The organism is Deltaproteobacteria bacterium HGW-Deltaproteobacteria-2 (assembly GCA_002840505.1).
GTDB lineage: Bacteria > Desulfobacterota > Syntrophia > Syntrophales > Smithellaceae > Smithella.
This window is the reverse complement of sequence record PHBC01000005.1, coordinates 51,735-72,369: the sequence shown is the minus strand read 5'-3', so window position 1 is coordinate 72,369 and position 20,635 is coordinate 51,735. Positions and strand designations below refer to the sequence as shown.

At 42.9% G+C, this 20,635-nt stretch carries 20 protein-coding genes; 14 read left to right on the top strand and 6 right to left on the bottom strand.

Features of this window, described 5'->3' with window-relative positions; all coding sequences use genetic code 11:
- Positions 1–205 precede the first annotated feature (205 nt).
- From CVU62_10990 to CVU62_10975, 4 genes are all read left to right on the top strand, one after another.
- Complete coding sequence (locus CVU62_10990) at positions 206–2,008, top strand: hypothetical protein (GenBank protein ID PKN37124.1); 1,803 nt, start codon at positions 206–208, stop codon at positions 2,006–2,008.
- Between the two features lie 6 nt (positions 2,009–2,014).
- Complete coding sequence (locus CVU62_10985; GenBank protein PKN37123.1) at positions 2,015–3,376, top strand: two-component system response regulator; 1,362 nt, start codon at positions 2,015–2,017, stop codon at positions 3,374–3,376.
- Positions 3,377–3,433: 57 nt separating this feature from the next.
- Positions 3,434–3,664: a hypothetical protein gene (locus CVU62_10980; protein ID PKN37122.1), complete on the top strand. Its 231-nt coding sequence runs from the start codon at positions 3,434–3,436 to the stop codon at positions 3,662–3,664.
- A gap of 70 nt (positions 3,665–3,734) precedes the next feature.
- Positions 3,735–4,469, top strand: a complete 735-nt coding sequence (locus CVU62_10975; GenBank protein ID PKN37121.1) for a hypothetical protein — start codon at positions 3,735–3,737, stop codon at positions 4,467–4,469.
- A 256-nt stretch (positions 4,470–4,725) separates the two neighbouring features.
- On the opposite strand, the gene CVU62_10970 is transcribed toward CVU62_10975, so the two are convergent.
- Both CVU62_10970 and CVU62_10965 read right to left on the bottom strand, forming a co-directional pair.
- Positions 4,726–5,202 carry a hypothetical protein gene (locus CVU62_10970; GenBank protein ID PKN37120.1) on the bottom strand — a complete coding sequence of 159 codons (477 nt, stop codon included), beginning with the start codon at positions 5,200–5,202 and terminating at the stop codon, positions 4,726–4,728.
- Between the two features lie 271 nt (positions 5,203–5,473).
- The gene (locus tag CVU62_10965) at positions 5,474–6,949 is read right to left on the bottom strand and encodes a hypothetical protein (protein ID PKN37119.1); all 1,476 of its coding nucleotides are present in this window, start codon (positions 6,947–6,949) and stop codon (positions 5,474–5,476) included.
- Positions 6,950–7,292: 343 nt separating this feature from the next.
- On the opposite strand from CVU62_10965, the gene CVU62_10960 reads away from it, so the two are divergent.
- From CVU62_10960 to CVU62_10915, 10 genes are all read left to right on the top strand, one after another.
- The gene (locus tag CVU62_10960; GenBank protein PKN37118.1) at positions 7,293–7,487 is read left to right on the top strand and encodes a hypothetical protein; all 195 of its coding nucleotides are present in this window, start codon (positions 7,293–7,295) and stop codon (positions 7,485–7,487) included.
- A 298-nt stretch (positions 7,488–7,785) separates the two neighbouring features.
- Positions 7,786–8,847 (top strand): hypothetical protein, encoded by a 1,062-nt coding sequence (locus CVU62_10955; GenBank protein ID PKN37117.1) that lies wholly within the window; start codon positions 7,786–7,788, stop codon positions 8,845–8,847.
- A 43-nt stretch (positions 8,848–8,890) separates the two neighbouring features.
- Entirely contained in the window at positions 8,891–9,898 is a 1,008-nt protein-coding gene (locus tag CVU62_10950; protein ID PKN37116.1) for a hypothetical protein, read from the top strand.
- A 751-nt stretch (positions 9,899–10,649) separates the two neighbouring features.
- The gene (trpE, locus tag CVU62_10945) at positions 10,650–12,143 is read left to right on the top strand and encodes an anthranilate synthase component I (protein ID PKN37115.1); all 1,494 of its coding nucleotides are present in this window, start codon (positions 10,650–10,652) and stop codon (positions 12,141–12,143) included.
- A 133-nt stretch (positions 12,144–12,276) separates the two neighbouring features.
- Entirely contained in the window at positions 12,277–12,858 is a 582-nt protein-coding gene (locus CVU62_10940; protein ID PKN37114.1) for an anthranilate/aminodeoxychorismate synthase component II, read from the top strand.
- A 2-nt stretch (positions 12,859–12,860) separates the two neighbouring features.
- The gene (gene trpD / locus CVU62_10935; protein PKN37113.1) at positions 12,861–13,871 is read left to right on the top strand and encodes an anthranilate phosphoribosyltransferase; all 1,011 of its coding nucleotides are present in this window, start codon (positions 12,861–12,863) and stop codon (positions 13,869–13,871) included.
- Positions 13,872–14,123: 252 nt separating this feature from the next.
- Positions 14,124–14,897 carry an indole-3-glycerol phosphate synthase TrpC gene (locus CVU62_10930; protein PKN37112.1) on the top strand — a complete coding sequence of 258 codons (774 nt, stop codon included), beginning with the start codon at positions 14,124–14,126 and terminating at the stop codon, positions 14,895–14,897.
- Position 14,898: 1 nt separating this feature from the next.
- A complete protein-coding gene (locus tag CVU62_10925) occupies positions 14,899–15,561 on the top strand; it encodes a phosphoribosylanthranilate isomerase (GenBank protein PKN37111.1) in 663 nt (220 codons plus the stop codon).
- Positions 15,558–16,742, top strand: coding sequence for a tryptophan synthase subunit beta (trpB, locus tag CVU62_10920; GenBank protein PKN37110.1), 1,185 nt, complete (start codon positions 15,558–15,560; stop codon positions 16,740–16,742). Before CVU62_10925 ends, trpB begins: the two co-directional genes overlap by 4 nt.
- A 94-nt stretch (positions 16,743–16,836) precedes the next feature.
- Positions 16,837–17,643 (top strand): tryptophan synthase subunit alpha, encoded by an 807-nt coding sequence (locus CVU62_10915; GenBank protein PKN37109.1) that lies wholly within the window; start codon positions 16,837–16,839, stop codon positions 17,641–17,643.
- Between the two features lie 256 nt (positions 17,644–17,899).
- Here the strand turns inward: CVU62_10915 and CVU62_10910 are convergent, their stop codons facing one another.
- From CVU62_10910 to CVU62_10895, 4 genes are all read right to left on the bottom strand, one after another.
- The gene (locus CVU62_10910) at positions 17,900–18,217 is read right to left on the bottom strand and encodes a ferridoxin (GenBank protein ID PKN37108.1); all 318 of its coding nucleotides are present in this window, start codon (positions 18,215–18,217) and stop codon (positions 17,900–17,902) included.
- Positions 18,218–18,320: 103 nt separating this feature from the next.
- The gene (locus tag CVU62_10905; GenBank protein PKN37315.1) at positions 18,321–19,367 is read right to left on the bottom strand and encodes an acetyl-CoA synthase subunit gamma; all 1,047 of its coding nucleotides are present in this window, start codon (positions 19,365–19,367) and stop codon (positions 18,321–18,323) included.
- Positions 19,368–19,484: 117 nt separating this feature from the next.
- Positions 19,485–19,946: a hypothetical protein gene (locus CVU62_10900; protein ID PKN37107.1), complete on the bottom strand. Its 462-nt coding sequence runs from the start codon at positions 19,944–19,946 to the stop codon at positions 19,485–19,487.
- A gap of 136 nt (positions 19,947–20,082) precedes the next feature.
- On the bottom strand, positions 20,083–20,634 hold the full coding sequence (locus tag CVU62_10895; GenBank protein PKN37106.1) for a hypothetical protein: 552 nt from the start codon (positions 20,632–20,634) through the stop codon (positions 20,083–20,085).
- Position 20,635: the final 1 nt, after the last annotated feature.

Sequence of the window (20,635 nt, the reverse complement as noted above, 5' to 3'; positions counted from 1 at the left end):
CCGAATAACCATTTTATGTTGGCGGCAATAAATGTCGGAAAACATACCTGCTTATTTTAAATAACATAATAAATTCAAATATTTAATTGTAAATCGCAGTGTTTGCTATTTTTTCGACAAAAATGTCGGGTCATGGGGGATTAGCCGTTGACTTTTTCCTTAAATAGCTTAAAGTGACTAACAAAATAAGATTATCAGGGTAAAAATGATTTTTTTTAGAAAAAAAGATTTGATTGTTCGCCGCAAAGCTCACAATTACAATGATCCCTTTCTCCAGCCTTTAGCTGTAGCTATTGTCAGCGCTATTTTTGTAGCCTTGATTCTGACTACAGGATTTTTGGAAATCCAACGAAGTGAAAATAATCTCATAGCATTTATGGAAGATCAGGCCCTGAGCACCATCGGCGTGCTGCAGCGTTTAACTGAAGAAAATTTAAAAAGTATAATTGCCACACCTGAAAAAAAAGCTTCCAATATAAAGAATGCCAGCCAGGACGAAGCTTCTTATTCCAAAAAATGGGTAATCGAAGCAATAACAAAAATGGCTTTGGCCCTGGATGAGCAATGGAAAAAAGGCAAAACAAACAACGATTACCTGCATAAATTTGCCGTTGATAACAATTTTTTATACATCGGTTTATTAAACGCTCAGGGAAATGCGGTTCATCAAAGCAATGTTTTACAAACAAACATGCTGGATTCAAGCGATCTTTTTAAAAATGGCAAAAAATTAACTACTTTGGAACTATTAGAGAAAATACGGGAAAAACAGAAAATAGGTTTTATAGGTTTAAGGCGTAAGGATAACAGCGGCACAGTGGTAATAAATCTGGACAAAGCCGGATTAATTTACTGGAGTTTGAAGGTCGCCGGAGAAAAAGGAATGAACAAAATAGGCGAAGGCCACGGCATCGTCTACATGCAAATCATCAATGATCAAAACAAACTGCTCAGTAGCGTCGGCCAGTTTGCCCCCGGTTTAAGCAAGAACGATTTCAAGCTTGAAGAAATTTTAGCCGGAAGGATAAAAATTGCCAGCAGGAAAATTAATTACGCTGACCATAAAATTTTAGATTTAGTGGCACCCTTGTTTGTGGACAAAAAAATTGTCGGTATCGTGAGAATCGGCCTTGATCGCAGTTCTATGGATAAAAGTATTGCCGAAAACCGTCAACATATCTTTGTCTTCATGTTTTTTATCGTCGCAATCGCTTTGCTTTCCATGTGGCTGCTTTATCATGATCAGAACCAGCATCTGGCCGGAATTGTTGAAATGGAAAGGCAGCTGGAAAAAGCGGAAAGGCTTTCTTCTTTAGGACAACTGGCAGCCGGAGTGGCACATGAAATTCGCAACCCTTTAAACGCCATCAGCATAGCAGCTCAAAGGCTTAAGCGTGATTTTGTTCCTTCCGACCCCCCAAAAGAGGCTGATTTCCAAAATCTTTCCGGCGTTATCAAAGACGAAATCAAGCGTCTCAACTCCATAATTGAAGAGTTCCTGACCTTTTCCAAAAGCCGACGGCTGGATTTCTCTAAATTCTCCATCACGGAAGTGCTGCAAAAAATAGTCACCCTTATCCGTGAGGAAGCATCAACCCGAGGTATTACCATTGAAACAACATGGCGGGAAAATCCGGCTTTGATGTCCATGGACGTCAATAAGCTTCAGCAGGCATTTCTCAACTTGATCAAAAATGCCATGGAATCGATAACAGAGGCAGAAGGTAAAATTACCATTACAGTGGATAAGCATGGAAAGAATTATATTATCACCAGAATTTCCGATACCGGCTGCGGCATGACAGCGGAAGAAATCGAAAAGATTTTCAGTCCTGAATATACAACCAAAGAAAAGGGCGTAGGATTAGGTATACCTTTGGCTTTTGAAATCATCCGCGGTCATGGAGGAGATATACAAGTAATCAGCAGAAAAGGTAAAGGAACGATATTTGAAGTTATTTTGCCTCGTGAAAGATTCAATGAAACACCCTCAAAAGATAAGGACTAAAAATTCATGCAAAAGCTGAGTATTCTTGTTGTCGATGACGGTCAATCCCAAAGAGAAATGCTGCGCGATTTTCTGCGTTCCGAAGGTCATACGGTGATGGAAGCGGAAGAAGGAGAAAAAGCGCTTAAAACAGTCCGGAGTGGTCACTTTGATTTAATTCTTCTGGACTACAAGATGCCCGGAATGGATGGTCTGCAGGTTCTCAAAGAAGTAAAACACATCAATCCGGAAATAGACGTGATTATAATCACCGCTTACGGAACAATCGAAACGGCGGTTGAAGCCTTAAAAGCAGGCGCAATTGATTATATAACAAAACCTGTCGAACTGGATGAACTAATAATTCTGGTCAACAGGATAGCGGAAAGAAGACAGCTGATTCAGGAGAATAAGCTTTTAAAGGAAGATTTAAGCAAACGCGGCGTTACCGCGGATAAAATTATCTTCAAAAGCCAGCGCATGGCTGAGCTGATCAATCTGGCGGGACGTGTAGCCGCAAGCAAAGCATCCGTTTTAATTCAGGGAGAAAGCGGAACCGGGAAAGAATTACTGGCACGATTGATTCACCAATTGAGCCCCCGGGCGCACAAATCAATCGTTGTTGTCAATTGCGGGACCCTGCATGAAAATTTACTGGAAAGCGAATTGTTCGGCCACGAGAAAGGCTCTTTTACCGGCGCGTCTTCCCGCCGCATCGGCCGATTCGAAGAAGCCGATGGCGGTACGCTTTTTCTTGACGAAATAGGAGAGCTAAGTCCGACCATACAGGTTAAACTTTTGCGTTTTTTGCAGGAGCGGGAATTCCAACGTCTGGGCAGTAATGTTAATCTACAGGTCGATGTCAGAATTATCAGCGCAACCAATCGCGATTTGGAAACACAAGTTAAAGAAGGAACTTTTCGCGAAGATCTTTTTTACCGTCTGAAAGTTGTGACCATGTCCCTGCCGCCATTGAAAGAAAGAAAAGAAGATTTAAGCCTTTTGATCAATCATTTTATTGATAAATTTGCCGCCGAGAACGGGAAAAATATTCAGGGACTGACAGCCCAGGCACGTGACGTTCTTTTAAAATACGATTATCCGGGAAATGTTCGCGAACTGGTTAATATTATTGAAAGGGCAGTAGTAATTGCGCGCAATCAATACATTACGACAGAGGATTTACCATTCAAATCGATACTACCCGCTGATGATTCCGAAAAGAAAGTCTCTGGTGCTTTACGCGATTCGGTCGATGATTTAGAAAAGAAATTAATTATCGAGGCAATGGAAAAGACACAAGATAACCAGACAAAAGCCGCCGAAATTTTAGGAATATCGGAACGCATGTTGCGGTACAAACTCAAGAAATACGCTCTGAAGAACTGATACCAATTCGCTTTCTTCGGCTAACTTTGTTGACTTCGTCGTCGGCATCCTCAACGTATGTATAATACGCCTCGTCGCCTCCTCCTTGCCGCCTCGTTATCCTTTGAAATCGAATGGTATGCATACGTGTTATCTTTAGGTTATACGCTTCGGGCGGGTGCCTGCGGAGTGAATCCGGCGAATGCCGGATGCGCGCCTTGCATCTGGACATCCCGTATCAAGTACGGGACAAGCTTTTGCACAGCCCTTAAATTTGACGAAGCGGCTAAAACAAAAAATCTTACTTAGCTGATATGTTCTTCCTGTAAGAAACAAACCATCCATCTTGATTAAAATACAAGACTTCAATCCGTAATCAATGGTGTTATTCCCTCTGAAAAATGATATAAAATCACCTATGGTTAAAATAGCTAAGTCCTCCTACATCAGTTTATATGTAGTCGCGTTGTTTCTTGTCTGGACCGCCGATACCCAAGCTGCAAGCCTTTATGAACGGTCCATCGCCGCTGTCGGCTACGACACTCCAACAACATCTTACACTACAAAAAAAGTGGCAATACTAGGAAGGAGTTTTGATTTATGTGAACACGATAAGCAGGCTCCTATCAAACTGAGGTTGCTAAGCGTCAGTATACGGGTGAACTTCTCAAACACTGACGTGCTCGGGGATGTGGCGCCGGAAGAGTTTGGAGAATTCGACGTGGCGGCGAACTTCAGGCTGCCTTGGGCATCGTGGTATTCCAAATCAGGATGGGGATCCGAAATAAGGCTGATGACCAGTGTCGGTGCTCTTTATGGCGCCGGGGCAACCGCGTTGGTCGTTTCTCTCATTCCCTTGGTTACCTTTGGCAGTCAAGATGGGAGATTTACATTAGATATGGGAGCTGGTGGGGCTCTTCTTAGCAGGCATACCTTTGGAACGCAAGACTTCGGCGGATACTTCCAATTTGCACTGACCGCGGGCGTTAGCATACCGCTCTTCAAACGGCTGGGAGTGGGCTATCGGTATCTGCACTATTCCGATGCCGCAATTTACGGACATCAGCATACGGGGGCAGATCTTCATATGCTGGAACTCAACTACCGGTTTTGATGATAGGGTTGCTTCCTTGCCGTCGCTGAATCGGCACGTTGAATAAACACTGCCAACCTTCTGAGACGAAAAATCATTTACACAAAATTCTTTATAAGCAATTTTTTAATGTTACAAATGGTAATCATTGATTCTCAGTGATGCAACCAAGTGTGACTTTGTAAAAGAAAGAAGTGACCATTCATTGGATGACCATAAAAAAGCCGCCTTTTGGGGCGGCTTTTTTTAATAGTCAGTTGCAAATATAATTGGTTTGTTACGCCATACATTTTTTCATTTCCGTCAGAGACAGAAAATGTTTTCTCTCTTCCTCGATTATCTTCTCGATCGCGTCATGCTGAGCCGCTGGAACCAGCTTTTTAATTTCGTGATAATACAAAATTGAATCCAGCTCTCTTTGAATAGCGAAATCCAGGGCGGCAGCAGTGTCCTTAATCTTGGATAACTGCTTATCCATTATTTCTTTAGTAAAAATTAAATTGTTATCCACATAAGAACGTAAATAAGCGCCGAATTCTCCCTCATAACTCTCGGTAAGATTGGATTTTTCCATGCCGGCAAAAAGTTTTTCAAAAGTTTTTTTATGAGCAATTTCCGCCTGTGCCAACTGGGCAAAAAGTTTTTTCTCGTCTTCCTTTTTGGCGATCTGCTCGGCGAATTTATAAAAATTAACGCCATTTTCTTCAATTCTTATAGCAACTTCCACTATATCGCTTGCTGCAAAAACACTCATACTAATTGCCTCCTGATTTTTAATGAGACTAAATTTTTACAATCCCGCATTATTGCGGGAGAAGTAAAAATTTTTAGTCGAATTAATCCCGATAGCGAAGCGTATCGGGATATAATCACCACCATACGCTTCTAGCGCATTGTTAGATGATCCAATACAAGCTAACTTGACCATATTTTTTTATTTAATGCAATACCTTTACCACGATGAACCAAGCTTCCCGGAGCAAGTCCTGTTTTTTTGGATCTTTTCTGAAAGTTAGAACGCATGTTTACCTCACCCCGGATGGGGAAGATGCCTTCTTTTTTACTTTTATAATCACGCTGGCGGCTGATGATGTTCCATCCGGGAAAGAAACACCGGCAGGCAGCACTATTTTTGTATCCAGCGTCGTTGTAAAAAATATTTTCTGCAGATCAATAGGTTCTGTTTCGATTCTAATCTGTTCAGGGTTGATACGGGATCCCATTAAAACTCTTATCTTGGAAGGAGTAACGCTTATCTTTTGCAAGGAAAGATGCTCCGCTAAAGAATTTTGCGTGTTGATATTAACAGGAAAAGTCCAGGAAATAGATTTAGAGGCATAAACGTGTATTCTCGCGGGAATAATATCGGCAACCGACAAATTGGACGGAGCATTAACCATATCCTTCTTCAAGGTAAATTCGCGCTTTTTTTCTATATCTGCAGATAAATCCAAAGATAATTTCAACGAGCGTTCATCAAGAAGACGAAACGCCTGGTCGGGCCCCTGAAGAATAACCTTTGCTTCTGTTACCTGCGGTTCATCAATCTGCCAATTTTTCGGAACATTTTTATATTCAATGGGAATGACGAAATCGCGGCGTACAATTTCTTTTTGATAACCGAAAGCGACCCATAAAAGACACGCCATAACCACTGCAATAATTTTCTCCATGGTGTTTTCTTTGAGCCAATTAAATGCGGGATGTGATTTTTCACCAGGAATATTGCGAGTGTAAAATTGCTCCAGTGCCTCATGCAGTGCAGCGGCATTTTGAACCACATTAAGATTTCCCAAATAGGCCAGGGATATGGTGCCTCTTTCTTCGGAAACCACAATACATATGGCGTCGGATCGCTCGGCAAGACCAAGAGCCGCCGTATGACGCAACCCGATATTTCCATATTTTGACGTATTTATGGAAAGCGGCAGATGACAGCCAAACTTTGTAACCCTGTTGCCGTCTATTATAACGGCTCCGTCATGACCCATGGAATGAGGATCGAAAAGACTCTCCAATAGAGATTCGCTGACCACACCATCTAAGTTGGTTCCGCCGTTGATGTGTCTTTCCAGTGGATCTATGCCCTGTAGAACTATCAAGGCGCCAGTGCGTTTTTTAGCTAAATTTGCTGAGGTTTGCGCAATTATTTCCGCAGTTGACTTCAATCCGGACAGTGACGGAAATTTTTTCCCGATGTTTCCAAGCACAGCCAGCCTCTCAAAAAAACCGCGCAGGTCTTCCTGAAAAATAACAACTAAAACAAAAATCGAAATAGCAAAAAAGCTCTGCAGAACTATAGTGGTAAGGTAAAGCTCAAAGAAACGTGCAGCAAGATAAACTCCGCCCAGAAGCGTTATACCGATAAGCACAAAGCGGGAAGCTCTTGTTTTGAACCAGGTCAGAGCGGCAAAAATCATTAGAGCGATTATCGTCACATCCAGAATATCCGGAATTCTGATGCTCTTAATGACTGTTAAAGTAGAATTGAATAAGTTCATCAACTTCTTCCCGAAGTTACTTTAATAATTTTTTCTGATACTTACACCATCTTGTTTTCAAAGGATAACGCAGCAGCAAGGAGAAGGCTCCGCAGGCGTATATGATAATACGTTGAGGAAGCCGACGACGCAGCCAACAAAGTTAGCCAAAGACCGGGAGCGCATCCCGCAAGGGAGCGCATAGTAAATCAAAACATTTACCTTACCGGTAATTACCGCCTGCAAGGTGGTAACTTACAAACGAAATGGTATGAAACTTATATAAAAATATATAATCCAGTGTCAAGCAGGATTAAAAATCTTATATTGACATCTAAGGCAATTATCTCATATCTTTCCCGCAATGAAAAAAATATCTCATACTCATCTTGATACCGGGGACGCATTGGCCTCTCATAAAAAGCAATCCAGGGAAAGTGTCTGGTGCGCAAAATATGGCTATTTCATTGATCTGGATGCCTGTCGTGCCCGATCTCTGCAGCAAAAAACCTGCCGCCGCTGTTTTGCTTCCCTAATACAAATGCCTCTGCCCTTTTGACATGCCGGGAATTCAGGCATAATCGAATTAACATATTGAACGGTTTACATTTCCGGACATCAAAAAAAATTATTTGTAATCGTATTCAAAATAGAATATACAAACAGAAATTTTTTAAAATAGCGATTTATATCGTTTAAGCTCATTTCAATAAGCATCATTTTTACAATCAGAAAAAGCAGAAATGAATAACTTACTCGTTTCTAAAAAATATCGATACATTCTACTAATACTTTTTACATTGCTAAATATATCTGTTTTGAGAACACATATTTGCTATGCTCTTTCGGAAAGTGATATGGAGAATCCAACAATTCTAACAAATGAAGGCTGGAGATATTTACGACAAGGTTGCTCGCAAAATTTTAACAAACCTGAAGAATATTATAAAAAAAGCGAAAAATATTTTCAGAAAGCTGAAGATCTTTTTCAAAAAGCTATCAAGCTCGATAATTATAATGCTGAAGCATATGCCGGATTGGGTAGATTAATTATGGTAAGAAATCATCTTCCATATAATGATTTCAACAAAGACTCTTGCCAAAAAGCTTTAGAATTTTTTAATATCGCCATTTCAATAGATGAAAAAAATGAACGGGTTAGAGTTACTAAATATGAGGCATTACTTTGTCTGGGAGATTTCGATAAAGCTTTAGCAGAAATTGATGTCATTGAAAAAAATGGAACATTCAACGAATGTAAACTTCATGGTTTTAGAGCTAAAGCCTATAGGGAAAAATTTTTAATTAAAAAAGAGCCTTTTGACAAGAAAATGGCAATCATGGAAGTAACCGATTATATGGAATGTGATCATTCTGGCATAAATTTATTCAGGGATGTCATGCGAACAATGAAGGATTTCGATTCGACGGAGAAATATCTCAAACACGCTGTTGAATTGAAGCCTTATCAAATATGGCCTTATATTTGTTACTATGAACTTTTGCTTTTAAGAACAGATGAGGGTTACATAAAGAATAGCGACATTTCTGAAGCTACAAGGCTTATAAGGGACTGCAAGGCTAATACAAATTTTAACATTGGCGCTATTTGGGAACTCTATCTTCATCGTGCTAACTTTTTCTTTAATAAAAAAGATTATGGACGGGCATTGGTCGAATATACGGAAAGTTTTATTGGTAATTCCCAAAACAGTTTTATAAGAGAAAGAATTTCTTTCCTATGTTCACAATTTTCGGATGATCGCTGTATAAAAACATGGCAGAAAATCATTCAGGCACATATTGAGCAAAGCGACTGTATTAACGCGGCAAAAGAATTTAAAATCCAATATAGTGAGTATCCCCGTTCTTTTGAACAAATGAAAGATGTTGTTTCTCAATGTAAAGACAAAAAATAAGTTCAACAGGACTTTTAACCACCATTAAATAGGAGGTAAAAATTTGAAAAACAACTTATCACTAAAAGTAATAAGCTTTTTTGCTTTGTTGTTTATAATGGCTGGTAACGCAAAACTTGTATATGCCGAAATACAAGATGGTTCGATAGCTAGAGTCAAACTAAGGAAAGAAGTGCGAGCTCTTTTACATGAGGAAAAGTTCAGCGAGCTTGAAAATATGGCCAATAAATTTCGCACGGAAAAAACTCGTTTCCCTGACGGCGGATGGAAGGTACATTCCTTTCATGCTGCTTTTGCCAGTCATTATTATGGTTGGGATGAACTGCTTGGTAATCTTGATAAATGGATGAAGATGTATCCCAACTCAGTAACAGCAAAAGTTGCAGCGGGCCGAGCATGGGTCGAGTATGCCTGGGCAGCAAGAGGAGGTGGCTATGCAAATACAGTAAAAGAAGAAGGATGGAAATTATTTGAAGAACGAACAGCCAAAGCATATGAGCTAGTTAAGAATCCACCTGAAGATCTGTCCAAAGATTGCGTAGAACGTTATTACGTCCTTCTTATTATTGCTCGAGCACAGGGTTGGGACAAGCATAAGTATGAAGCACTTTTTAAAAAAGCTGTATCGTATGAACCATCATATTACGCATATTACCTTGAGAAAGCATATGATCTATTACCACGTTGGCATGGAGAAAAAGGTGATTGGCAGAAGTTTGCAGATGAAGCGGTAAAATTGACACCCAAATCGGAAGGGATGGGAATTTATGCCCTTATTTTATTGAAGGCATGGGATTTAAAAGAATTTACAGAATTCAGGGAACCCGACATCTCATGGCAGAAGATGAGGCAGGGCTTTATTGATATTGAGCGCAATTATCCTAATTCTCCTTATATGCTCAATTTTTTCTGTAGGCTTGCCTGCATTGCGAGCGATAAGGAAACAGCCATAGAACTTTTCAAGAGAATAGGCGATGAACCTTATACTGAAGCTTGGCAAGGCAGGTCGAATTTTTATAAATGGCAAAAATGGGCAGGCATGAGTGAGTAGTTTAATATTAATTGATATATGTTTAAACAAAATTATGATGTATCAGGAGCACAATACTGGAGCCAAGTTATCAATATAATTGAAGGTGTACAATCAGCCGTTGATGTAAATGTTGAATAAAATTACACAATCCTGAGAAGTTTTGATGTGAAAATGGGGTCTCGAATCTCACTTCGCTATGCTATGATAAGGTGTCATTAATCCCGATAACTATGTTATCGGGATTGTTCGACTAACTCTTCAAACTTCGCTTCGCTCGTTTTCAGCGAGTCTCACTAAAAAATCTATTGACAGATGATTTTCTTGTTGTTATATGACTGCCAAATTGAACATGGAAAGCGTTTTTATGAAAAAAGCTATTAAACTTAATAACTGGTGGTGGAACCTCAAAGGGAGGATTATCCGCCGCTGATCTTTTAAATTAAAGTTAAAGCCGTGGAGAGCCTCCGGGATCTTCACGGCTTTTTTGTTTTTAGCGTATTAAGGCCGTGATAAAAAAATCACGGCCTTTTTTTGTGAGACTCAAGTTTGAGGAGCGAAGCGACGTGGGACGATGAGATAACTCTATACAGGAGAATGTGTTGCAATAAGAAAAAATGTCATTGCGAGCCACCTCTCAGGTGGCGTGGCAATCTTAAAATCAAGATTTCTCGCGGAGTATGATCCCGCGCATGCGGGACTTCGAAATGACATAAAATTGATTATGAAACAGTCTCACATGCGGAAGGAATAGGATGCAAAGGAGAAAAATATGTATCAACCAAGTTTTGCGGAATTCGAAAAGTTAGCCAAAAAAGGAAATCTGATTCCTGTCTATCAAGAAATACTTGCCGACGTGGAAACGCCGGTTTCCGTTTTAATGAAACTTCAAAATAAGGATCACGTATACCTTCTGGAAAGTGTCGAAGGCGGCGAAAAATGGGGTCGTTATTCCTTTTTAGGAACGGATGCCGGAGTCGTTTTTAAAGTTCACGGTGACAAAGTTATTATTGAAGATAATGGAAAAGTAACAAAACGCGATCACAACGGCAAGCCGCTTAATTTTCTGCGTGAATTACTTGATCGCTATAAGCCTGTCACAATTGCCGGCCTGCCGCGTTTTTACGGCGGAGCCGTGGGTTACTTAGGTTACGAAATGGTGCGCTATTTCGAAAAACTCCCGCCCACCCCTCCGGATGATCTGAATCTGGACGAAGCTGTTTTTGTTATCAGTGACTCTCTGATGATTTTTGACAATGTGCGCCACACTATTAAAGTGGTAGCCTGCGCTTTTACGGACGATGCCGCTTCGCTGGAAGCAAGTTATGCCGCTTCCTGTCAGAAAATTGAAGCGATGATTGAAACTATTGCGGCAGCGGCGTCTCATAAAACAGCAGCTGCCACGGGAAGTGAAGTTAATTTTGACTCCAATATGACACCTCAACAATACAAGGCTGCTATTGAGAAAGCCAAAGAATACATTGTCGCGGGAGATATAATCCAGGTTGTTCTCTCGCAACGCTTCGAAACCGACTGTCGCAGTAATCCCATTGATCTCTACAGGGCTCTGCGCTTTATAAATCCATCCCCCTATCTTTTCTTTCTGAAGATGGATGATTTGACACTTATCGGTTCCTCTCCGGAAGTTATGGTGCGCAAAGAGGAAGATACGATGGAATTGCGCCCGATTGCCGGAACAAGACCAAGAGGCAAAACCGAACAGGAAGACCGCGCTCTTTCCGATGAATTGCTTTCCGATGAAAAAGAACGGGCGGAGCATGTTATGCTAGTCGATCTGGGACGCAATGATCTAGGACGCGTGGCGCAAACCGGCAGCGTTCAGGTGAATCAATACATGGTGGTGGAAAAATATTCACACGTGATGCATTTGGTATCCAATGTACGCGCTCAACTGGCCAAAGGAAAGGATGCTTTTGACGTTCTGGCTGCAACGTTTCCGGCGGGCACTTTAACCGGCGCACCTAAAGTCCGGGCTATGGAAATTATCAATGAGCTGGAAAAAGTCAAACGAGGGCCTTACGGCGGCGCGGTTGGTTATTTCAGTTTCAGCGGCAATATGGATTTATGCATCACTATCCGGACAATGGTTCTGAAAAACGGCAAAGTTTATGTTCAGGCCGGAGCCGGTATTGTGTACGATTCTATTCCTGAATCGGAACATCAGGAATCTTTAAACAAATCCCGCGGCATGCTACAGGCCGTGCGATTGGCAGCCAGTGGCTTTGAAATAAATAACGGCAATTAATTTTTTATCCCTCTCCCTTGAGGGGAGAGGTTGGGTGAGGGTGAAATCTGGCAAACGCCACCTGAAAACAAAAGTTACCCCCTCCCCTTTATCCCCTCCCGCAAGGGGCAGGGAATTTATTGAGGAGAAAAAAATGATTTTAATGATTGATAATTACGATTCGTTTACATTCAACATCGTCCAATATCTGGAACAAATGGGAGAGAAGGTTGAAACGTATCGTAATGACAAAATAACACCCGAAGAAATAAAACGTAAAAAACCCCGGGCAATCTTTCTTTCTCCGGGCCCCTGCACGCCCAAAGAGGCGGGAATAACTGTTGATGTCGTTCGCGAATTTTACAAAGACGTTCCCCTCATGGGAATATGTCTGGGACATCAATCCATCGGCTACGCCTTCGGAGCAAAGATAGTGCGCGCTGATCGCATTATGCACGGAAAAATATCTCAGGTAAAGCACGACGGCAAAACCATATTTGCCAGAATACCCAATCCTTTCCCCGCCGGCCGTTACCATTCGCTGATTGTTGTCAGAGAAACACTGCCTGACTTTTTGGAAGTCAGCGCGGAGACGGAAGAGGGCGAAATAATGGGATTGCGTCACAAAGAATATCCTGTGGAAGGCATTCAGTTTCATCCCGAATCGGTGCTGACGCCGCAGGGCAAACGCATAATCAGAAACTTTTTGAAATATACCGGAAAAAAGGAGCATTAATCATGATTAAAGAAGCTATTGAAAAAGCTGTTAACAAGACCAATCTGCCGGAAGCGGAAATGATGGCGGCGATGGACGAAATTATGGAAGGAGTAGCCACGCCGGCGCAAATAGCCGCTTTAATCACGGCACTGCGCATGAAAGGCGAAACCGTGGAGGAAGTCACGGGCGCCGCGCGCATCATGCGCCGAAAGGCCACGCGTATCAATGCCTGCGCGACAACAATCGTAGACACATGTGGAACCGGTGGTGATAAACTAAACACTTTTAATATATCAACGACTGCCGCATTTGTTGTAGCAGCAGCGGGGATCGTTGTAGCCAAACACGGTAACCGCGCCGTTTCCAGCGGATGCGGCAGTGCCGATGTTCTGGAAGCACTGGGCGTTAATATCAGCGCCGATCAGGAAATCGTGGAAGAATGCGTTCAGCAAATCGGTATCGGCTTTCTTTTCGCACCCAAACTGCATAGCGCCATGAAATACGCAATCGGCCCCAGACGCGAAATCGGCATCCGTACAATCTTCAATATGCTGGGACCGCTTACTAATCCCGCGGGAGCAACAGCTCAGCTTCTGGGAGTTTACGATCCGAAGCTTACGGAAATGTTTGCCGATGTATTAAAGAATATGGGAACAAAAAGAGCCTTTGTTGTTCACGGTCTGGACGGTCTGGATGAAGTCACCATTACCGGCGAAACACGTGTTGCCGAACTAAAAGACGGAATTGTCAGGACATACAATATCAATCCAGTGGATTATTTTGGCAGAACGGATACATTGGACTCCATTCGCGGCGGCGATCCGTCTGTCAACGCACAAATAACCCGCGACGTTCTTTCCGGAAAAGACGGCGCCTGTCGCAATGTTGTTCTAATCAATGCGGCGTTGGCGATTGTCGCCGGAGAAAAAGCGCAAGATATTAAAGAAGGTTTAAAGGTTGCGGCCGATTGCGTTGACAGCGGCGCGGCGGTAAAGAAACTGCAATCACTAATTGAGCTGAGCAATAGCTAAACTTGATGATACGTCATTTTATCCCCCTTTTGCAAAGGGGGATTGAGGGGGATTTTGAAGAGTATCGGAAATCCTCCCTAGCCCTCCTTTAAAAAAGGAGGGAATTACGTGAGGGTGAAGATGAAGGCCAAAAAAATTCCCCCTCCCCTTAATCCCTTCCCACAAGGGGCGGGGAAGTACAGTAATTAAGACTTTTCTTCCCTCCCTTGAGGGGAGGGACTGAGGGAGGGTGAGACTAAATAAGAGGAACAAATGATTCTCGACAAAATTATTGAAACGAAAAAAGAAGAAGTGGCGCAATTAAAAAAGGAAACTACACAGGCGCAACTGCAAAAAATTATTGCCGGGCTGAAACCGTGTCTCGATTTCAGGAAGGCATTGAAAAGCGGTGCCTGCAACATTATTGCGGAAGTAAAATGCGCTTCTCCTTCCCGTGGCAGACTTATCAAGGATTTTGATCCGGTCAGAATTGCCGACATTTATGAAAGAAACGGCGCGTCCGCGATTTCAGTTCTCACTGACGAAAAATATTTCGCCGGGCATAAAAATTACCTGACGCAAATCAGACAAAAAATAAACCTGCCGCTGCTGCGCAAAGATTTTATTATCGATCCGATTCAGATTTACGAAACCAGAGCCATCGGCGCTGACGCAATATTACTTATCGTACGGGCTTTAGGAAAAAAACTGGCCGAATTTCTTTCATTATCAAAAGAGCTTGGGCTGAATCCACTGGTAGAAGTTCATGATGAAGAGGAACTGGATTTGGCGCTTGCCGTCGGAGCGGAAATTATCGGAATCAATAACCGTAATCTGGATACATTTATTACTGACATCGAAACCAGCCGCAGACTTAAGCTTCGAATTCCAGCAGATAAAATAGTCGTGGCAGAAAGCGGCATCAGCAATAGAAAAGATATCGAATCTTTGATGGATGTGGGCATTAATGCCTTTTTAATCGGCGAAGCTCTGATTACGGCACCGGACATCGGCGTGAAACTGCGTACATTAAAAGGGGAGAACTGAAGTGACACAGGTTAAAATCTGCGGCATAACCAATCCTCAAGACGCTCTGATAGCAAGCAAGTACGGAGCGGCGGCGTTGGGTTTTATATTTTATCCGCCTTCTCCGCGGTACATAAAACCGGTGGACGCAAAACAAATAATCAGCTCTTTGCCAGCTAAGGTGGTAAAGGTCGGTGTTTTTGTCAACGAAACGCCGCAAGAGATTAAAAGGGTGATGGAATATTGCTCGCTGGATATGATTCAATTGCATGGAGACGAAACACCTGAATATTGTCATCAATTCCCGGCTGCTATAACTATTAAAGCGGTAGAATTAAAAAATAATGATGATGTGAAACGCGCTCTTGGCTACAATGTAGCGGCCTTTTTGGTAGACAGCCGCCATGCCGGACTTTTTGGCGGGACCGGCAAAAAATCCAACTGGGAATTGGCCTGCCGCATTAAAGATAAAAAACCGTTGATTCTTTCGGGTGGATTAAACGCCGATAATATTGCCGAAGCTTTGAAATCCGTGGCCCCGGCTGCTTTGGATATAAACAGCGGGGTGGAGGCATCACCCGGCAAGAAAGATCACAAAAAGCTTGCACAAATATTTGATATTATCCGGGCGTCGGATACAACGCCTGAAAATTCACTATTAATATTCAAAAAGAGGGAACCATGAATCAAACATTGCCTGATAAAAACGGTCATTTCGGAATTTTCGGCGGAAGATATGCTGCCGAAACTTTGATGCCCGCTTTAATCGAACTGGAGAAGGCTTATCAAACCGCCCGAAAAGATAAAAACTTCCAAAAGGAATTCGAGTGGTATCAGCGCGAATATGCCGGACGTCCCACACCTCTTTACTTCGCCAGTCGTATGTCCGAATCTCTACGCGGCGCAAAAATTTATCTCAAGCGCGAAGATTTGAATCATACCGGATCTCACAAAATAAACAATACGCTGGGGCAGGCGCTTCTGGCTCGCAGGATGGGCAAGAAAAAAGTTATTGCTGAAACCGGAGCGGGACAGCACGGCGTGGCCACGGCCACAGTGGCAGCGCTCTTCGGCATGGAGTGCAAAATATTCATGGGCGAGGAAGATATCCGCCGTCAGGCACCCAATGTTTTCCGCATGAAGATACTGGGCGCGGAAGTAGTACCCGTGAAAAGTGGCACTGCCACACTTAAAGACGCGATGAACGAAGCCATGCGTTACTGGGTATCGAGCGTTCGTGATACTTTTTACGTTATCGGCACAACCGCCGGTCCTCATCCTTACCCACAGATGGTGCGCGACTTCCAATCGATCATAGGGCGAGAAACAAAAAAACAGATCATGAAACTGGAAGGCAGAAATCCCGATGTTATGATTGCCTGCGTGGGTGGAGGCAGTAATGCCATGGGAACGTTCTATCCCTTTCGCAATGAAAAGAATATCGCCATGTACGGTGTGGAAGCAGCCGGTCATGGTTTGAATACCTCGGAGCATTCGGCAAGCATCAACGGCGGTAAAGTCGGAGTTTTGCACGGGAACAAGACTTATCTTTTACAGGATGAACATGGGCAGGTACGTGACGCCTATTCTATTGCCGCAGGCCTGGATTATCCCGGTGTCGGTCCGGAGCACGCCTACTTCCACGCAGCGAAAAAAGTAAAATATGTCACCGTAACGGATAAGGAAGCTATCAAGGCATTTTCATTTTTATCGTTGAAGGAAGGTATCATTCCGGCGCTGGAGAGCTCGCACGCAATCGCTCACGCAATGAAGTTGGCTCCAAAAATGGCTAAAAATAAAATCGTTGTTGTTTGTCTTTCGGGACGCGGTGATAAGGACGCCCAAACGATCATAGAAACAATTTAATCGTCATTCCGGCGAAGGCCGGAATCCAGTTATTCCTGGATGCCGGATCAGGTCCGGCATGACAATATCATCATAAATGTAGACGAGGACTGATATGAACCGAATTGGAGATAAATTTAAATCTTTACGCGCCAAAAATGAAAAGGCGCTGATTGTTTATTTAACGGCAGGTGATCCATCTCTGGACATCACCAAGAAATTAATCTTTGCTTTAGAAAAAGCCGGAGTGGATATCCTGGAAATCGGCGTTCCTTTTTCCGATCCCACAGCCGACGGACCGGTGATTCAGGCAGCTTCTCAGCGCTCTCTAAAATCGGGAACTACCCTGGAGAGTGTTTTAAAAATGGTTGCCGAGGTGCGCAAAGTCTCCGAAATTCCTATTGTACTCTTTGGTTACTTCAATCCGATTTTTGCTTTTGGCGTGAAAAAGTTCGCTCATGCCGCTCGCACGGCGGGAGTGGATGGCGTTCTGGTTGTTGACCTGCCCTATGAAGAAGCAAAAGAACTTAGAACTTATACGGATGCGGTAGGCATTGATTTCATTTCGCTTATAGCCCCGACGACCGAAGAGGCAAGATTAAAAAAGATTGCCGCCGATGCTACCGGGTTTCTCTATTACATTTCCATAACCGGCATTACCGGCACTGCTGCCCCGAAAATTGACAACATAAAAATAGAAGTGGAAAAAATACGCAAAGTAACAAAACTTCCGATAGCCGTGGGGTTCGGCATATCAAAACCGCAGCAGGCGAGAGAGATCGGACGATTTGCCGACGGCATTGTTATCGGCAGTGCAGTTGTGCGCATGATTGACGAAAACAAAAATAATCGCGACTTAATAGAAATAGTTTCTGATTACATTATTGATATTAAAAAAGAATTAAATATTTATTATGCGTAATGAGTAATGTCCCCCGCTGGCGGGGGCAAGGGGGTGGAAGTTTTTGAAACATACGTAATATAGGTCAGTTTCGCCTCACGTGACTTTTATTCACCTCCGTCCCGATGATTCATCGGGACACCTCCGCCAGCGGAGGACGTTAAATGGTTATATTTGTTATTGCGACACAGTCTCGAAGGCCGGAATCCTTTTTTTAAAAAAGTTCTGGATACTGGCCGACATGACGACATTAATATTTATTCTCTAAGTACCCCCATCAACAACAGCTTTTGCTGCCGGACGCGTTGCCACCGGTATCCGGTCCGCAACAACATTCTCCATCTTTGCCCAGTATGGAATTAATCACCGCCGCTGCACAACCGACACCGGATTGCACGGAAATTGCATCGGCAGGACAATTTTGACTGCATGCGCCGCATTCCATACATGCATCGCGATTTTGAATCACTACGTGCTTTGTATTCATCCTGAACACTTCATGCGGACAAACATCCAGGCACATTCCACAGCCGGTGCATTTATTTTCATCCAATTGCAGAGTAACAACGTTTTTAAGATAAATTTGTTGTTTCATTTTCAACCTCATTGTTGTCATTCCGGCATGGGCCTAGTCGGAATTCATTTATTTTTTTATCCTGGATACCGGCCTTCGCCGGTATGACAAGGATAGGAAAATCCTAATAGATAAAAATCGCGCCTATCCACATAACAATGCCCGCAGCGCCGCAGGCGATCTCCAGAGGCAGAGCCCAGCGCATTTCTCTTTTCACTCCCGATAAAGATGTGTAGGTGGAACAGCCGGTAAAATTCATTGCCAGATATCCAGCCATTGCGGGAATAATTAACAGCCACGCCATGGCTTCAACTTTTCCCGGCCATAGCGATAAATTAATATCGCGCAGATAAAGAAGCATCAGGGCTATCACAATGCCTATCGAAAAACCTTTAATTGAAAACGCCCGCCCCGGTAGATACGGCAGCAACAAAGGATTGAGCACAGCGCCTCCGATAACAGCGCAAAGCAAAGCCAAAACGGCAAACAAACCGAAGTTCATGGCGTTGGCCAGGAACCCCAATGGTCCGCCTATTCCGCTGATAATAAAAAATGCGGCCGCGATAAGCAGAAAGGCTTTCATCGCTTCCACAAGTTCAATGGGAATCAGAACTGTTCTTTCCTTCAAAGAAAAAGTTTTCATACGCATTTGTATCGTTGCCTTAAAACCGGCATCCAGATATGCGGGCAAATCCTCCGCACGAATAGGCCCGTACTGAACATTAAAGCCGGAGATTTTTTTTACCCTGTGGGCGGCCACACCCGGCGCTCCCAGTTGAGGAAGAATTAGTTTCCTGTGACTGACAATATTTTTCAGGCTGCTTGATTCTATTCTTCTTACGAGTTCCTCCGTACCGAAAGTTCCTTTGCCCGCGGCGCACCAGACATTAATCCCCTGCGTATCCAACACCAGAATCCAGCCGGAACGACCAGCAAGTGCTTGCCTTAAGAGGTCAAAACTCATTTTGTAATTGGCAGAAACAAAAACAAGCGATTTATCATCCGGCATGCCCAACGCGTAAAGTCCCGGATCAATTTTATACTCCATCCTACCCACACCCCAGCGCGCCTTAATACTCCCCCAGCGATCATTCCAGACAAGAGTTGACGATACCTGCGGCAATCTGCCTGCAGGCGTATCAACAAAACCACTGACGAAAGATTGATTCAAATCGGGTATTGTATTTTCCGATTCCGCAGCAGCTGCGCTGCAACGGCAGCTTGTTTTTTCCTGAATGACAGGAAGTACAAATATATCTTTTTCCAAGGTATTTACCTCACAAAATAATTAACAACAATCACAGCCATTTGCGGAATTTTTTATAGCCGTGATGAAAATTTTGACCGATTCCAATACTTCATTTCTTTTCTTCTCGGGTACATTGCCTAACGCTCTTTGGAAAAAACCTGTCAAACACACCTGAACCTTTTTATGGGTTTCCCTGCCTTCTTTCGTTAACATAAGTTTTACCGCACGGGAATCATGATCCGCCTTATCGCGCCGTAAAAGCCCTTTTTTAATCAGGGGATTGACCAACCGCGTGGTTGTGCTTTTTTCGACAGAAAGAAGCTTATGCAGGTCAGCCATTTGCAGTTCTTTCTCTTTAGCGACGGCATCGAGAATCATAAATTGATGGAACGTAACACCTTCGCAGAAAGCCTCATCCCGGCAACAGCAGCGCAATACCTGTGAAAGGCCTCCCAATACATCCATCAACTCTCGGGTGTTTTCTTTGATCTGTATTAACATGGTTGTATAATACAACTAATTTTGAGTTTGTCAAGAGGGAAAATGATTTTTTTAAAAGAATTGATTTATGTCAGTGAAATTAAGAAATAACGGCGCCGATAAAGTTTCTTGCGGCGAAGATTGCCTGCATTATTCTCTATTTTTTGTAAAGCTTAGGAATAATTATGGGCGTCTTTTTTTTATACTCAATGTATTGTGTTCCGAAACGCTTCGCCAGTTCCGGTTCTTCAATATATTTAAATTCAAGAATGCTCATAAAAATAAACAGCGGCGTCATTATAAATGTGAGCGTTACCGAACCGAAGAAGATGCCAATCCCGGCCATGACCATAAAAAGACCTGTCAACATCGGGTTTCTTGAATAAGCGTAAGGTCCGTCTGTTACCAATTTCGGCGGAGGATTTATCGGCACAGGCGTTCCTTTTGTTTTTAAGAATTTCCCGACAGACCACAACCACAAGCAGGAACCTATAATCAGAAAGGGCACGGAAATCGCTATTTCCAAAGGCTTGGAAATAAATTCTCCAAATCCAAAAAAACGATCCAGAAAAAAAGAGGCAAATATTAGCAGTAATACGATACAAAAAAAGATAAAGCCGACCAGCGGGGTAAGAATAACTCGAATTCTTTTTGTACCCGTTGCAATCTTATATATAAAGTTGATAATCCATTCGCGTAATGCTTTCATC